The sequence below is a fragment of the Pradoshia sp. TA40_28 genome (assembly GCF_059694525.1).
Window position 1 is genome coordinate 85,389 of record NZ_JCATZO010000003.1, and the last position, 14,935, is coordinate 100,323.

At 37.1% G+C, this 14,935-nt stretch carries 17 protein-coding genes; 2 read left to right on the forward strand and 15 right to left on the reverse strand.

Features of this window, described 5'->3' with window-relative positions:
* Positions 1 to 77: 77 nt before the first annotated feature.
* From AC58NB_RS04540 to AC58NB_RS04575, 8 genes are read right to left on the reverse strand one after another with little or no spacing between them, the layout of a single operon-like run.
* A complete protein-coding gene (locus tag AC58NB_RS04540) occupies positions 78 to 830 on the reverse strand; it encodes a class I SAM-dependent DNA methyltransferase (RefSeq protein ID WP_497425639.1) in 753 nt (250 codons plus the stop codon).
* Positions 827 to 1,180, reverse strand: coding sequence for a ribosome silencing factor (gene rsfS / locus AC58NB_RS04545; RefSeq protein ID WP_497425640.1), 354 nt, complete (start codon positions 1,178 to 1,180; stop codon positions 827 to 829). Before rsfS ends, AC58NB_RS04540 begins: the two co-directional genes overlap by 4 nt.
* Entirely contained in the window at positions 1,181 to 1,753 is a 573-nt protein-coding gene (gene yqeK, locus AC58NB_RS04550) for a bis(5'-nucleosyl)-tetraphosphatase (symmetrical) YqeK (protein WP_497425641.1), read from the reverse strand.
* Positions 1,731 to 2,309: a nicotinate-nucleotide adenylyltransferase gene (locus AC58NB_RS04555; RefSeq protein ID WP_497425642.1), complete on the reverse strand. Its 579-nt coding sequence runs from the start codon at positions 2,307 to 2,309 to the stop codon at positions 1,731 to 1,733. Before AC58NB_RS04555 ends, yqeK begins: the two co-directional genes overlap by 23 nt.
* 33 nt (positions 2,310 to 2,342) lie before the next feature.
* Positions 2,343 to 2,636: a ribosome assembly RNA-binding protein YhbY gene (gene yhbY / locus AC58NB_RS04560; protein ID WP_497425643.1), complete on the reverse strand. Its 294-nt coding sequence runs from the start codon at positions 2,634 to 2,636 to the stop codon at positions 2,343 to 2,345.
* Positions 2,637 to 3,467 (reverse strand): shikimate dehydrogenase, encoded by an 831-nt coding sequence (gene aroE, locus AC58NB_RS04565; protein WP_497425644.1) that lies wholly within the window; start codon positions 3,465 to 3,467, stop codon positions 2,637 to 2,639.
* A 12-nt stretch (positions 3,468 to 3,479) separates the two neighbouring features.
* Positions 3,480 to 4,586, reverse strand: coding sequence for a ribosome biogenesis GTPase YqeH (gene yqeH / locus AC58NB_RS04570; protein ID WP_497425645.1), 1,107 nt, complete (start codon positions 4,584 to 4,586; stop codon positions 3,480 to 3,482).
* Between the two features lie 2 nt (positions 4,587 to 4,588).
* Positions 4,589 to 5,104, reverse strand: a complete 516-nt coding sequence (locus AC58NB_RS04575) for a YqeG family HAD IIIA-type phosphatase (protein WP_497425646.1) — start codon at positions 5,102 to 5,104, stop codon at positions 4,589 to 4,591.
* 385 nt (positions 5,105 to 5,489) lie between these two features.
* Between AC58NB_RS04575 and AC58NB_RS04580 the strand changes: the two genes are divergently transcribed.
* Positions 5,490 to 5,621 (forward strand): sporulation histidine kinase inhibitor Sda, encoded by a 132-nt coding sequence (locus AC58NB_RS04580; protein ID WP_066105330.1) that lies wholly within the window; start codon positions 5,490 to 5,492, stop codon positions 5,619 to 5,621.
* A gap of 64 nt (positions 5,622 to 5,685) precedes the next feature.
* On the opposite strand, the gene AC58NB_RS04585 is transcribed toward AC58NB_RS04580, so the two are convergent.
* From AC58NB_RS04585 to sigK, 3 genes are all read right to left on the reverse strand, one after another.
* Positions 5,686 to 6,465 (reverse strand): phosphatidylserine decarboxylase, encoded by a 780-nt coding sequence (locus AC58NB_RS04585; RefSeq protein ID WP_497425647.1) that lies wholly within the window; start codon positions 6,463 to 6,465, stop codon positions 5,686 to 5,688.
* A gap of 167 nt (positions 6,466 to 6,632) precedes the next feature.
* The gene (locus AC58NB_RS04590; protein ID WP_497425648.1) at positions 6,633 to 8,759 is read right to left on the reverse strand and encodes an MMPL family transporter; all 2,127 of its coding nucleotides are present in this window, start codon (positions 8,757 to 8,759) and stop codon (positions 6,633 to 6,635) included.
* Between the two features lie 207 nt (positions 8,760 to 8,966).
* Positions 8,967 to 9,683, reverse strand: a complete 717-nt coding sequence (gene sigK, locus AC58NB_RS04595) for an RNA polymerase sporulation sigma factor SigK (RefSeq protein WP_497425649.1) — start codon at positions 9,681 to 9,683, stop codon at positions 8,967 to 8,969.
* A 169-nt stretch (positions 9,684 to 9,852) separates the two neighbouring features.
* Here sigK and AC58NB_RS04600 point away from each other — a divergent pair, with 169 nt between their 5' ends.
* Entirely contained in the window at positions 9,853 to 10,020 is a 168-nt protein-coding gene (locus AC58NB_RS04600; protein ID WP_497425650.1) for a hypothetical protein, read from the forward strand.
* A 460-nt stretch (positions 10,021 to 10,480) separates the two neighbouring features.
* On the opposite strand, the gene AC58NB_RS04605 is transcribed toward AC58NB_RS04600, so the two are convergent.
* The 4 genes from AC58NB_RS04605 to AC58NB_RS04620 form a co-directional block, all read right to left on the reverse strand.
* Positions 10,481 to 10,615 (reverse strand): hypothetical protein, encoded by a 135-nt coding sequence (locus AC58NB_RS04605; RefSeq protein ID WP_497425651.1) that lies wholly within the window; start codon positions 10,613 to 10,615, stop codon positions 10,481 to 10,483.
* Between the two features lie 334 nt (positions 10,616 to 10,949).
* Positions 10,950 to 12,635, reverse strand: a complete 1,686-nt coding sequence (locus AC58NB_RS04610; RefSeq protein ID WP_497425652.1) for an amino acid ABC transporter ATP-binding/permease protein — start codon at positions 12,633 to 12,635, stop codon at positions 10,950 to 10,952.
* Entirely contained in the window at positions 12,632 to 14,356 is a 1,725-nt protein-coding gene (locus tag AC58NB_RS04615) for an ABC transporter ATP-binding protein/permease (protein WP_497425653.1), read from the reverse strand. The genes AC58NB_RS04610 and AC58NB_RS04615 overlap by 4 nt, the downstream gene beginning before the upstream one ends.
* Entirely contained in the window at positions 14,353 to 14,733 is a 381-nt protein-coding gene (locus AC58NB_RS04620) for a YbaN family protein (protein ID WP_497425654.1), read from the reverse strand. The genes AC58NB_RS04615 and AC58NB_RS04620 overlap by 4 nt, the downstream gene beginning before the upstream one ends.
* Positions 14,734 to 14,935: the final 202 nt, after the last annotated feature.

A 14,935-nucleotide genomic window follows, 5' to 3' on the forward strand; every position in this document is an offset into this window, starting at 1 on the left:
AAAATACATGTAATTATGAATTTATTGTGTCTAATACAATAAAAAACCAGGGACAATTTGTCTCCTGGTTTTTTACCTTATTTTCTTTTACAAACGAAAAATATTCTTTCCGCTTCCTCAAGGGAATTCCCTCCGAAATCACCCATCAATTCAACGATATTGAATCCAATTTCATCAAGCCATGCTTTATACATCTCGATAGGGTATGTACGTTGAAAATGGTCTTCGTCAAATCGGCTATACGCCTCAGTATCCTGATCATATACAAAGAAAGTTAACTCATGCACGACACTGTGTGGCACATCCACACCCTTCCAGGCATTCCAGATAAACGAAATATCATCTCCGTTATCTGCATAAGTCTGATCATTAAATAAAGTAGCCATTTTATGAACCGAATGGACATCGAATATAAACAGCCCATCCTCTTTCATATGATTCAATACACCTGAAAAAGTAGCCTTCACATCATTTTCATCGGCAAGATAATTTAAGGAGTCACAAAAGATGACAACTAAATCGTATTTCTCGAGTCCATCCAAAGCTCTCATATCCTGGTGATAAAAAGGGATATCCAGCTGCTTCTCATTTGCTTTTTGAATCGCAACAGCGAGCATTTCTTCTGATAAATCAACGCCAGTTGGATGAAAGCCAGATTCTTTCAAGCGGATCGCAAGTTCTCCAGTACCACATCCAATATCAAGAATGGTTCTATCATCTAATTGATATTTTTGAGTGATTTTTTTTACAAACTCTACCCATTCTTGATAAGGAGCGTCTTTCATTAAATAATCATAAACATAAGCAAAGTTTTGATAACTCAAATTCATATGTTAAGTTCCTGTAAAGAAACTTGCGGGGCATCTCCCCATAACCTTTCCAATTTATAATAGGAACGATCATCTTTATGGAAAATATGTGCTACCACATCACCCATGTCTACAAGAACCCAGCGTGCTTCATCAAAACCTTCCATTCTGCGGACTGTAGCTCCAGTTTCTTCTACCTTTTCCTTCATTTCACGTGCTATAGCTTGTACTTGTTTGTCTGAATTCCCGTGGCAAATAATGAAGTAATCAGAAATTAAAGAAATACCTTTCATATTTAAAATAAGGATTTCTTCTGCTCTTTTATCATCAGCAGCTTTTACAGCAACTTGTAATAATTCTTTCCCATTCATTTAGTTGTTCCTCCCTATCTGCATTGCAAGATCGTTATAGGCATGGAAGGTGTCCGGATAGATCATTTGATTTTTTTTAATCAAAAATGTGATCGTATTTCCCATTGCCTGAAGCACAGCTTGATCCAGGCTTTTCATCGCCATCGCCCTCACTTCTTCTACTCCAGGGAAACTTCTCCCAGGCTCTATATAATCAGCTAAATAAATTATTTTATCAAGCAAACTCATTCCGACACAGCCAGAAGTATGGTTTCTGATAGCTGAAAGGACTTCCTCATCATCAATATCTGCTTCTTTCTGAACTAAAACAGCTCCGACCGGTGCATGCCATAATTCTGAATTATAGTCCAAAAGGTCCTGTGGCAGATTCTCATTTTTAATGATTCCTTCCATTTCATCCAAAGGGCGATATTTAGCGTAATCATGCAGGATTGCTGCCAATTTCGCTTTCTCTGTATCAGCTCCATAACGCTCTGCCAATTCCTGAGCACTTTCCATAACACCCAATGTATGAATATATCTTTTGTCAGGCAATTGCTTCCTAACCAATTCAAGTGCTTTTTTTTGATCCATATAAACGATTCTCCTCAATATATAGCTTTACCGCTTCAGGCACCAAATAGTTGATTGTCTTTCCCTTGCTTATTTTTGTACGAATCCAAGAAGAGGAAACAGCAATTTCCGGAACATCCACCATTTTGACTGGATAGGATGTTTCAGTACTGTACCCCGGCCGTCGAACACCAATAAAACGGACTAATTGACTTAATTCGTCTATATCTTTCCACTTAGGTAAGTATTCAATCATATCGGCACCGATAATGAAATATACTTCTGAATCGCCTTCCCGTTCTTTAATAAGTTTAATGGTATCTATTGTATACGATGGCCCAGTTCTTTCCCATTCAATCGTATCAATGGTCAAATATGGATTCGTACCAATTGCTAACGTAAGCATATCAAAGCGTTCTTGATTTGTCGTTGATGTCTTCGTTTTATGAGGGGGCACATTATTGGGCATAAAACGTATCTCATCCAAACCCATATACTCCCTGACTTCATCAGCAATGATTAAATGTCCGATATGAGGTGGATCGAACGTTCCGCCCAAAATGCCAATTTTCTTCATAAATTTAGACCCCCCTCCTAAAAAGTAATTGGGTTATGATGGTAGAATAATTTGTTTGTTTTCTTTTGACTCTTTATATAAAACAATTGTATTGCCGATAATTTGAACCAATTCCGCTTTTGCACCTTTAGAAAGCTGTTCAGCCACAGTATCACGGTCTTCTTCACAGTTTTGAAGTACGCTTACTTTTAAAAGTTCTCTTACTTCCAAAGCTTCGCCAATTTGTTTAATCATATTTTCATTCACGCCGCCTTTACCAACTTGGAATATTGGTTGAAGAGAGTGTGCCTTTGCACGTAAAAATCTTTTTTGTTTACCTTTTAACATTTATGATCCTCCTAATTGTTGTAACACTAATTGTTTCATTCTATTTGTATCTGGTGTAATACCTGTCCATAACTCGAAAGCAAGCGCTCCCTGGTTCACAAACATATCCACACCGTTTTGAATCTTATTGCCGCGCTCTTTTGCCTCTTTCAACATTTTAGTTTGAAGAGGATTATAAATAATATCACATACAATAGCGTCCTGGCTCAATTCTGCCAAAGAAAGTGGTGATACATTTCCTTCTGCCAAGCCAACCGAGGTTGTTTGAATAATAATATCATACTGGGCGAGAGAACGTTCCGCCTCTTTCAGGCTAATGGCACTTGAACTTATTGAACCCTGATAATCAGACAACAACTGTTCGGCAGAGGAGACCGTCCGATTGGCAAGATCAAGTTTAGCAACACCTGTTTTGGCTAAAGCAAAATAAATTCCCCTGGCTGCTCCGCCAGCTCCAATGATTAACACGTTTTTATCAGCTATTCTCTCTGCTATGGAGAGGAGGCCTTTCACAAATCCAGGTCCGTCTGTATTGTACCCGTATAAACGCCCGTCTCTATTGACAACAGTATTAACAGCTCCAACCTCACCTGCAAATTCGTCCAATACATCGATATAAGGAATAATACGACTTTTAAAGGGAACCGTCACATTAAAACCACCAGCCCCCAAAGCTTTTAGTCCTTGAACCGCTTGTTTTAAATCAGTATCCTCCACACAAAAAGGCAAATAAACTCCATCGATTGAATGTTTTTCAAATGCATCATTATGAATGAGCGGAGACATTGAATGCTTGATAGGATTCCCTAACACGCCGAACAGTTTAGTCATTTTACTCTCCCTTTAAATCAATGATTTACGAATTGTCACTTGTACCCCTTTTGGAACATGCGCTGCTATTACTGCACCCGGCTTATTAATTGTCACCCAGCCCAGACCTGAAAAGACGATATCTGTTTTTCCTTCTTTTATAGAGAATTGATGAGCAACAAGTGGTGGGAATTCATCTAATTCAGAAGGGTTCGGCGGTACCAATAAATCGCCTGCATGTGTTTTATATAATTCATCCGCTTTTTCCAGTTTCGTCCGATGGATATTAAGATCATTGGACAAATAACAGGTAAACGAATTTCTTTCACCCTGGATAAAATCAAATCGAGCCAAACCACCGAAGAAGAGTGTTTGCCCTTCATTTAATTGAAATACTCTTGGTTTTATCTCTTTTTTCGGAGTAATTATTTTCAAATCTTCTTTCCCTACATAATGGGCCATCTGGTGATGATTAATGATTCCTGGCGTGTCGATCAGCGCTTTTTCATCATCTAATGGGATTTCAATGATATCAAGAGTTGTTCCTGGGAAATACGAAGTTGTGATCACATTTTCTTCTCCGCTTCCCTGCTTAATAATACGATTGATAAAGGTTGATTTCCCTACATTTGTACAACCAACGACGTATACGTCACGTCCCTCACGCAATTCCTCAATACGCTGCATCGCTTCTTCAATACCATGTCCCTTGGCACCGCTGACAAGCATGACATCCACAGGCTTTAAGCCTAATTCAGCCGACATTTGTTTCATCCAAGCAATAAGCTTTTTAGGTTTTACTGATTTAGGTAGCAAATCACTTTTATTACCAATTAAAACTACCGGATTATGGCCGACAAATCTCTGTATACCAGGAAGCCAGCTTCCATTAAAATCAAAAATATCAACTAATTTTACAATCAAAGCCTCTTTGCTTCCAATTCCATTCAGAATTTTCAAGAAATCGTCATCCGTTAGGGATACATCCTGAACTTCATTATAGTGTTTAAGTCGGAAACATCTTTGGCAAATGATTTGTTCTTTTTGAAGAGAGGAAGCAGGTGCATATCCTAAATCATCAGGATTCTCCGTTTGAATGGAAACACCGCATCCTACACAACTTATTTGTTCCTTTTCCAATTCTAGTCCTCCCATGTTATCTGTCCCTTTTTACGGAACCAGGTTAATATTCTGCGTTCAATTTTACGATTTATTTTAGTAGTCCATGCATCTGTTTGAGCAACAGGAACTACAAGGATAGTTTGAAATCCATTACGATTACCACCCAGTACATCTGTTAAAAGCTGATCACCAATTACCACTGCTTCTTCTCTTTTAATACCCATAATATCTACAGCTCTTCTAAAAGCAGCACCCATAGGTTTCTTTGCTCTAAAGATAAATGGAATTTGTAGTGGGTCGGCAAATGATTTTACACGGAGTTCACTGTTATTGGAGACAATTGTCACTTGTATGCCGTTTTTCTTCATCATTTCAAACCAAGTTATCAGTTCAGGCGTGGCAAGTGGGCGGTCCCATTCCACAAGAGTATTATCAAGGTCTGTAATAATCCCCTTTATTCCCTTATCTTTTAGTTCCTGAGGTTTAATATCAAAAATACTTTTAACATGTTGGGAAGGTAAAAATGCTTTTATCACTCTATACACCTCTATTATTCTTTATCACCGCTATCCATCATAACGGAAATTTTAATTTATGTCATAGCTAATTAGCTAAATTTGATGAAAAGTGTGGTCAAAATGAAAAACCTTTCGACATATTACGTCAACGTTTAAAATTGTGGATAAGTTTATTCACATCACTAACATACTGCACTTCCTATATTCAGTACGATTTCCTCAAAAACTTACAGATACACACATTTTATCCACAAGTTATACACTAATCATTGTGGATAACAGAACGGTTGTTCCACTCCCCTGATTCTGTTAAATTAAGGATACACCAAGGCAAACTACTAATATACTGTCGTTGCCACCCGTTTAGAACAGTAAATTGGAGGTGAAGCCGCAAGGCAAAAAAATGCAAAAATTACCAGATGATCTATTGATTGAATCGTACTACAAAGCGAGGCATTTAAACTTAAGTCAAGAATTTATCCGTCTTATCGAGAGAGAAATTGACAGGAGATCCTTATCTTATAAAATATTTTAAACTAAAACCACCGAACAAATGGTATCTAATGCCCTGGTTTAAAACCAGGGCGAGATCTTTTTATTTATTTTATATACCCTATTGTTTCTCCAACATGTACCGGTTGTGGTAATTCACCAGTTATAGACGGATTGAAGGTATTCTTTTCAAACAAAAGAACTACAGTAGAACCGAAAGAAAAATAGCCGATTTCTTCCCCTTTACGTAAAGTATCTCCAGAATGTGTTCTCTCTATTGAATTTACAAACATGGCACCGACTTTTACTACTGACAGAAAACCTCCAGTATGCCGGACTTCTGTGATCTCACGATAATTTTTTGATAAAGGTTGTTTTCCTAACGTCATACCCCACTTATTAACTGGATATGACTTTTGACCAAGAGTAGAGATACGCGTTACCATTCCATCCACAGGAGAATGGATACGATGGTAATGACTTGGACTTAAATAAAGAACCATATATCTGCCGCCCAAATATTTATCGGCCTCCTTAACATTCCCAAGCATTTCCTCTACCGAATATACCTTTCCTTTTACTTTAAAAGAGGAATCTTCACGGATAATCCCACTGTCTTCCAATACGGCATCTACTGGACTGACAACTGTCCCTTCAGCATGATTTATTTCGCGCGCCCCCTGTATTAAAGATCTGGTAAAAAAGTCATGCAGGGATGTATATTCATGGATAGGGCGATCCATTTCATCTAGATTGATTTTATATTGCTTAGCAAATGATGGGACAATTTTTCTGCTTACGTTTGAAGTAGCAAATCTCCTTAAAAGCGAAGAAGTCCATTTGCCATTCGTCAATTCGATTAATAATTGATATAATTTTTCCTTCACGTTCTTCACCTATTTCTTAGTAATGAATGGGCATTTATGTTGGATAGAGAATTAACAAAAACACCCATGACGTTTCAGGGTGTTTGTCTCTACTTAGTTTACTATTCCTTGAAAGGAAGGGAAAGATTTTTCTTTCTATTATGCTAAGTATATGATCTCGAATATTCCTATCTCCTCTTTGTAGGCAGCGGAATCCACCAATTCCATTTTCCCATCATCTTCAATAATATGGGGACGAGGATTAACCGAATAATCGTGGCATCCAATAAAACTGCAACAGCCAAAGTAAAACCCAATTGCTTAATCTCTAATACACGCGTCAGGATAAATGAAGTGAACACGATCATCATAATGAAAGCAGCCTGGGTAATAAAGGGGCCTGTATATTCGATTCCCTTTGCAATGGACTCTTCATTATCGAAAGAGGTTTCCCATTCCTCTTTAATTCTCCCCACTAAAAACACTTCATAATCCATAGATAAACCAAACAATATAGCGAATGTCAAAACTGGTAAATAAGACTGTAAATATCCAGGTGATATAAACTGGAACCCGCTCTCTCCCCATCCAAACTGAAAGAAAGCCACCGTTATTCCGCATGCTGCTGTTACACAAAGAATATTTAATAGGATAGCTTTTACCGGTATGAGTAAACTTTTGAAAGCAATCACCAAGAAACAATAGGATATCAATAAAACAATAACGATAACGATGGGTGTTTTTTGCATTGTTTCTTCATGCAAATCATTTATTTGAGCTGTAAGTCCGCCAATATAAAGAGACTCTTCATTTATTTCTTTTTGGAAACGTTCACTTATTTTAGTGACAAATGCTTTTGCTTCAGCGGAATCAGGGGCATATTTCAAGGTAATCATGACAGGCGCTACATTAAAATCCTCATTCACCAAGAACTTGGTATACGGTTTTAGTTCAGGTATTTTGATTAATTCCAATAACTCACTGGATTGTTGACTGCCTGACACGTGATTGGCTAAATCTGTTATAGAAGATACCACTTGGACCTCATCATAGGTTTTAAGGATATCCGTCACCGCGGCAATTTCCTGTAGCTCGTCCGTACTAAATTGCTTCTCAGCAGCTTTTTTAACCAAGAGAACCGGTGAATACAACCCAGAAACAAACTCTCTCTCTAATAGTGCATTTCCCTTACCTGATGGATAATCCTTTAAACCGTCTTGATTCAGCCCTATACCTAACTGGATCTTTAATAATGGTGCCGTTAGTACTACAAGGATTATAATCGTGCCAATTAAATAGGGGATGGCGTGCTTCATAATATGTTTTGTCCATCGATACATATAATTTCTTGTCTGATTCGATTTTTTCTTTATAAATGGGATAGAAAAGCTATTCAGACGATGCCCAAACAAACACAATAATGAAGGTAAAAAAGTGAGTGTCAGCAGGATTAATATGAATAAAACAGCAAACGTGCCGACTGTTAAATTCAGAAATAATTTAGCATGAACAAGAGGTAGCCCGATTAACGAAATCATTACCGTCATACCTGATAAAAATATGGACTTTCCACTTGTGGCGATGGCTATGGCGATTGCTTCATGTAAATCTGTCTTCTGGAGTTCCTCCCTGTATCTCATAATCAAAAATAATGAATAATCAATTCCGATCCCAAGTCCTATCATCGTGACTACACTTGGTACAATAATATCGAAATCCTGATACCCTGAAACACTTAAACATCCAAAGGTAATGACCACAGACATTACGCCCATAATAATTGGAATTAATGCTGCTGTTAGGGAACCAAAGGCCAGTAAAAGAACCACCAGGACAAAAGGCATGCCTATCTTTTCAGCATAGGAAAGATCCCGCTTTTCCATATGGGTTAAATCTTTTATCGTCGGAGTGGCACCTGTCAAATATTGCTCCAAGTCACCTTTATTCGATTCCAAATAGGTACGGATTTCATCAATTGTCCCTAATGTTTGATCTTTATTTCCTTCAATGAAAAGTACAGCATAACATGTATGCAAATCTAATGAAATTTGGTCTGCCCCGTCTATAATCTGATCCTCCAGCGGATTTGCAAGGACTGTTACCCCATCTATTTTTTGAATATCTGCCAGCACATTGTCTACATGATTATAAAAATTATTTTCATTCACATCCTGCTTATCAGAATGGAAGATAAGAAAATTTTGTTCACCCATATCTTTTGTAAATGCGTGTTCCATTAAATGATGAGTTCGTTCAGATTGTGAGCCACTTACATTCAACTGCGGAGGAGTGAGATGATTAAAAAAAGAAGGCATTAAGGTTATGCCACCAATGAATAGCAGCCCCCAAATAAATAAAATTATTTTATAGTATTGGGTTACCTTGCAGCCAAATCGGTAAAAATAGGATGCAGAGTTCGGAGGTTTAAACCTTCGCATATTGACACCTCGATTTCTTATAAGCGTGTCACTATTATTTCCTATCATAAAAAAAACTGAGCAAGTATCTTTTGCCCAGTTTTACTATTTTTTCTTCCTTTTTTCCTTCTCTGCCCGATAAAATTCATGGAACATTTTCATTAATGCTCTTTTTTCAATTCTCGAAACATAGCTGCGGGAAATCCCCAGTTCTTTAGCAATCTCTCTTTGCGTCTTTTCTTTTTTTAAATCCAGGCCAAACCTGCCAACGATTACTTCTTTTTCACGGTCATCAAGTATGTCAATATATTGCTTTACTTTTTCGAGTTCCATATTAAGTTGGATCGTGTCAATGACATCCTCAGACTCAGATTTTAAAATATCAAGTAGGGATATTTCATTCCCTTCTTTATCCTGGCCAATTGGGTCATGTAGAGATACATCTTTCTTTGTTTTTTTAATCACCCGTAAATGCATCAAAATTTCATTCTCTATACAACGCGCCGCATATGTAGCAAGTTTGGTGCCTTTACCTGAAGAATAAGATTCAATGCCCTTGATTAAGCCAATTGTTCCGATTGAGATCAGATCTTCTGTATCCTCCCCGGTATTTTCAAACTTCTTCACAATGTGAGCTACAAGCCTCAGATTATGTTCGATTAGTAAATTCCTTGCCTCCGCGTCTCCTTCCGCCATCCTTTCAATACATTCTCTTTCTTCCTTTGCTGATAAAGGTTGAGGAAATGCATTATTTTTAACATAGGAGACGAGAAATACTAATTCCTTAATAAAATACCCAAACGCTGCCAAAACCCCTGCCATTAAAGATCAGCTCCTCACTGTTTCAAACAGGTAGATTATTAGAATGTATGACAACAGCCTCTATCCCTTGCATGTCCTTTATGAAATAAGATATTTATTTTATGCCCAATCCCTTAAGATATTTCCCCATACAATAGTAATAATCTTTAGTATATAAGGAGGTGCATTTATGTACCCTTATCCTTATGGGGGACCCAGATACGGCTGGGGCTGTCCTCCGCCGCCCTGCCGAGGTGGATTTGGAGCCGGATTTGCCATTCTAATCATCTTGTTCATCTTATTATTTCTCTTTGGTTTTTGGGGTTTCTGTAGCGGCGGTTACTTTGGACCAAAATAAAGAAAAAACTTATGCTCTGCATAAGTTTTTTCTTTATTTATAATTCTATTGTTGTTATATCAGCTACAATGACAAATGTGATGGTAACAGCAGTAGCAACACCCATTACAAATAATAACATGGTAACCAACCCCTTATCTTTTCTATTAAACTAAATTTAACATATAGAGGGTTAGTCCAAATTAGCATGATGTGAAGAATAATTGACTAACTATTTACAGTAATGTGAACTTATAAGTTATGCACTATCTTTATTAATCCAGAAATATTTAGATACTTTTAAAATGATATTATTCATCACATTTTACCCCTACTTTCCGATTGTTTTATATTTAGCAATTTATATGAATCTTTTAGGATACAGGTTGTTTCTCTTTCAGTAAAACAACTTGCTTTTAAAAGAACATTACATACAAATGAACAAGCACACTTTGTCCAAGCTGATGAAAATTGAAAATGCTTAATAAAATTTATTAAGCATGGTCATTTTACGGTCAAGCATTTCATTTTCAGCTTGACGCATTGAAACATAGTCAGAATGGTCCCATTTATTAGATTTAATTGTGACAGTGAACAGAATCATATTGATGGTCACTTGATTACCTCCTTGAACTTTACCAATGGTTGTTTTTTAGCACACTTTGTCAATATATTCATCACATCCTCAGGATAGAACTAAAATATATAAAAATCCTATAGGTATATTGCTTATTTTTACCAAAACAACTCCATTACAGACTTATGAGTAAAAGTATCTGTGATAAATGTCCATATTTCAGGACTTATATCATTACAAAAAAGCTGCAGAGGATGTTCTGCAGCTTTTATCACTTTATCCTTATTCTGTTATTTACTGCATGGATTAGACCATGCAAGTTCTTTAATGAGGCTAAGTACTCCACTATAGATTTTCTTCCCGGTATTATTGGTTATGCATCTTTTTTATAGGACTGGTATTCCATTTCGGTAATCTGACCATCACTCACCTCAAAAATACGATCTGCCATAGCCAGAACCTCCGCATGATGGCTGATAAGTATAACCAACTTTCCACCAGCATGAGCCTTAATTGTCTGGAGAATATAAGATTCATTCAGTGCATCAAGATTTGTTGTAGGCTCATCCAAAATGAAAACAGGCGCATCATCCAGAAACAATCTTGCCAAAGCTAATCGTTGCTGCTGACCACTTGAAAGATTTTCACCGAATTCCTGGAGATGAGTTTCCAAACCATCCGGAAGATCTTTTACAAATTGATCTAATCCAGCCTTCTTACAAGCATCCCAAATCTCTCCATCAGTATATTCCTTATAAACAGCCAGATTCCTTCGTAATGTATCCGAAAAAACGATTGTATGAGCATCAACCATACTGAACTGCTTCCGATAAGATTCGGCACTATACTTCTGTATCGATATTCCATTCACTAAAATAGCACCATGAGTAACCGGAATATCACGTAATAGCAATGAAATCAAGGTTGATTTACCAGTACCGTTATCTCCCTTAATCCCAATGATTTCTCCCAATCTCCATTCCAGATTAACATTTTTATATAAAGGATGGTTCTTGTCATAGCCAAATTGGACATGTTCATATTTAATATCGTCAATAACTGTAAGTTCCTTGGAACCTTCCTCCATTACTTCCGGAGTAAGATTAATGATTCCCAATACTCGCTTGGCACTAGCAAAAGTATGAACCAGGCTTGCACTAAGCTGCGATAAAGCAAGCGCGGGGCCAAACGAAGAAAAAAGCAATAACATAGCCAAAAGCCCTGTATCAGCATCAACTTTGCTTTGTCCATACAAATAAACGGTCATACCAATTTGTAAAAATACCGAAAGATATAAGGCCCCATCCGTCAAAGCTTTAAGCAAACCTTCATGTTTCTTAAGTGACAATGTAGAATCATTTAAATCCTCACTATATCTATCAATTTGATTCATCGTCTGCTTTTCCTGGCCAAAAATATATAACTCTTTCAATCCCTTTAATCGGTCAAGTATATATTGACTTTGTATGCCAAAGTGAACTCGATATGATTCACCAGCATTTCTACCGCTCCGGTATATACTTTTTGGTACGATATAGCTGATCAACACATAAGAGAATAAAGCTACAACGGCGTACAATGGATGCAATGTCCAGAAAATCGCTAAATAAACAATCCCTGTTGTCAGGCTAATGCATACAGGGGCGACCGTATGCGCATAAAACACTTCCAGCAGCTCTACATCCTTCGTGATGACATTCATAAGCTCTCCTTTTTGAAACCCCATTAACTGCCTATTCCCGAGCTTCCCAAGAGCAGTAAATATATGAGATCTTATAGTTGCCAGAAGCCTGAAAGCAATATAGTGGGTCATATATTGCTCACAAAGACGAAAAACGGCGCGCAGTACACCTGCCGTAATAATCATGATCAATAACAACTTGCCATCTCCATAATCCTTAAGTCCCATGGCATCCACTAAGGCCATACCTCCAACAAGGCTAATAGCTGAAACCGCCAAATATCCTAATGTACCAAGAAGAATGGTCAGCATCATATGCGGTAGAAGCGGTTTTAATATTTTCAATAATTGGATTAGATTTTTCCCGCTTTTTATCATGCTAAACACCTTCCGACTAATTGTTGCTCTCTAAATAGCTCTGCATATACATGTCCATTATTCATTAGTGTTTTATGATTACCTTGTTCAGCTATTTTTCCATTGGAGAACACATAAATTTGATTTGCCTCAACCAATCGTTGCAACTGGTGGGTGATTACGATGACTATTTTCCCTTGGCTGCTGATTTGCTTAATTATAGAAAAAATATCATCCTCACTTTTACGATCGATATTTGCAGTTGCTTCATCAAAAATAAGTACTTTGGGATTTTTCAATAGCATACGGGCTATCGCTAATTTTTGGCGTTGACCACTTGATAGATTAGTCCCCCCACTTTGGATTTGATAATGAAGCTGTTCTGCAAACTGATTCAGCTTTACAAACCTAAGAATTTCTTCTGCTTCTTCTTCCTCCAGTGTTGATTTTGCCATCATTAAATTAGAGAGAATTGTACCTTCAAAGATATGTGAACGGTTACTGACACAGCCAATTATCCGATGCACCTGATCAATCGGCATTCCTTCCAGTGTTGTTCCACCTATTTTGATTGATCCCTCGTCTGGCTCAATGAACCGTTGGAGGATATGTGTAAAGGTCGTTTTTCCTGCACCAGAAACTCCTGCAATCCCCGTCACTTCACTCTGTTTGATAATGAGATTGCAATCCTGCAAAGCAGACTTATCAGACTCTGGATACATATAGGATATATGATTAATATATAAATCTCCTGAGATTTCTTCATCAACAGATGATACCTCTTTTGGAGAGTCAATCTGTAGAATAGAGGACAACAAATTCAACGCACTGGTTCCATTCATCCCAACATGAAAATAGGATCCCAGCAAACGAAATGGTACAAAAAATTCAATCGACAGCAAGGCAAATCCTATAAAACCTGTTAGACTTAAGTTTCCATTTTTATACGCAATAATAGAACAGACTATCCCCATAGCTGCTCCCAAATAGGCGATCAAATCCATGATCGTGATAGATTGCAATTGCATTCGGAGCACCTTCATGGTCATACGGCGGAAATCCTCTGCTTCCTTATTCATGATTTCTCCATATTCATGCTCTCCATTATAAATTTTCAATGTGCGCAGCCCGTCTACACCTTCAACGAACCTTTTACCGACATCCAAGTATTTGTTCCAATATGTTTTAAAAATCCTCTTGCCAATTTTCACACCAGCTACAATAGCTACGGGTATTAAAAACCCACTAATCAACAGCATAAGTGCAATTTTCCAATTATACCTTGCCATTATGACAAATAGAAGGACCGGAGTCAGCAGACTATAAAAAAATTGAGGCAAATAGCGACTGTAATATACATCTATATTCTCAATACCTTCAACCGCCAATTGGCTCACTTTACTGATTTCCAGTTTGGTAATGTCCTGGGGAGTTAATGAAAAAAGCTTCTCAAACAGCTCTCCCCTTACCTTATGTTTAAGCTCAAATGAGGTATAGTGAGTTAATTTCGTCGAGTAATAGTGACAGACGAATTTTACAGCTAAAATTAACCCAATATATAAAATATAATACATGTCTAAGTCAGTCTCACGAGTGTAAAACAGGGCAGTAAATAAATGAGCAATCTCAAATGAAAGCACAATATTTATTGCCACATTTAATAATTGTAATAGCGTGATTTGAACCAAAACAGGTATGATTCCATACTTTTTTGCATAAATCATCATTTCTTTTTGGATCATAACTTCACTTCCTCTTGATTCTTTACAGTAGGAATTTTTATAAAGACAATCAATTTAACAACGGCCAACACACAAAGAATAATGCGAACGTGCAAATGATCCACCAATAAACCGCTGATAACCAATAAAACATATACCGTCAGCAAAATTTTTAATTTTCTTTCTAAGGTGAGCCCTCCCTCTCTCTGGTAGCTCACAACATATTTTTCATAGAATGCCTGTTTTTTTAACCAGACTTCACATTTTGCTGAATTACCAGCAAATAAAAATGCTGTAAGCAATAGAAAAGGAGTGGTAGGTAAGATCGGAAACACAATCCCAATTAGACCAAGCAGTAGACTTAGCCATCCTAATCCTAGCAGAATAATTTTTTTCATCTTTCTCTCTCCTACCAAATATGAATGAGTACTAGCCAAACGATAGAGCTTAATGCTGATGCAGTATGAATGGCAGTAGATTTTTTTTGTTTATATGCAAAAGGGATTAGCGCAGTCAGAGCCATGATAAGCATATAGATTATGTATCCAAACTTATCTGAATTCATTTGAAATAAGTATATAAATATACTTATTAATGTTA

Bases quoted from the DNA above. Each gene is read 5' to 3' on its own strand.
- sigK (WP_497425649.1), bottom strand. From the start codon at position 9,683: ATGGCAGGGGTTTTGGCAGCGTTTGGGTATTTTATTAAGGAATTAGTA.
- AC58NB_RS04590 (WP_497425648.1), bottom strand. From the start codon at position 8,759: ATGCCTTCTTTTTTTAATCATCTCACTCCTCCGCAGTTGAATGTAAGT.
- rsfS (WP_497425640.1), bottom strand. From the start codon at position 1,180: ATGAATGGGAAAGAATTATTACAAGTTGCTGTAAAAGCTGCTGATGAT.
- AC58NB_RS04540 (WP_497425639.1), bottom strand. From the start codon at position 830: ATGAATTTGAGTTATCAAAACTTTGCTTATGTTTATGATTATTTAATG.
- AC58NB_RS04600 (WP_497425650.1), top strand. From the start codon at position 9,853: ATGTACCCTTATCCTTATGGGGGACCCAGATACGGCTGGGGCTGTCCT.
- AC58NB_RS04610 (WP_497425652.1), bottom strand. From the start codon at position 12,635: ATGATAAAAAGCGGGAAAAATCTAATCCAATTATTGAAAATATTAAAA.
- yhbY (WP_497425643.1), bottom strand. From the start codon at position 2,636: ATGTTAAAAGGTAAACAAAAAAGATTTTTACGTGCAAAGGCACACTCT.
- yqeK (WP_497425641.1), bottom strand. From the start codon at position 1,753: ATGGATCAAAAAAAAGCACTTGAATTGGTTAGGAAGCAATTGCCTGAC.
- AC58NB_RS04580 (WP_066105330.1), top strand. From the start codon at position 5,490: ATGCAAAAATTACCAGATGATCTATTGATTGAATCGTACTACAAAGCG.
- AC58NB_RS04620 (WP_497425654.1), bottom strand. From the start codon at position 14,733: ATGAAAAAAATTATTCTGCTAGGATTAGGATGGCTAAGTCTACTGCTT.
- aroE (WP_497425644.1), bottom strand. From the start codon at position 3,467: ATGACTAAACTGTTCGGCGTGTTAGGGAATCCTATCAAGCATTCAATG.
- AC58NB_RS04555 (WP_497425642.1), bottom strand. From the start codon at position 2,309: ATGAAGAAAATTGGCATTTTGGGCGGAACGTTCGATCCACCTCATATC.
- AC58NB_RS04615 (WP_497425653.1), bottom strand. From the start codon at position 14,356: ATGATCCAAAAAGAAATGATGATTTATGCAAAAAAGTATGGAATCATA.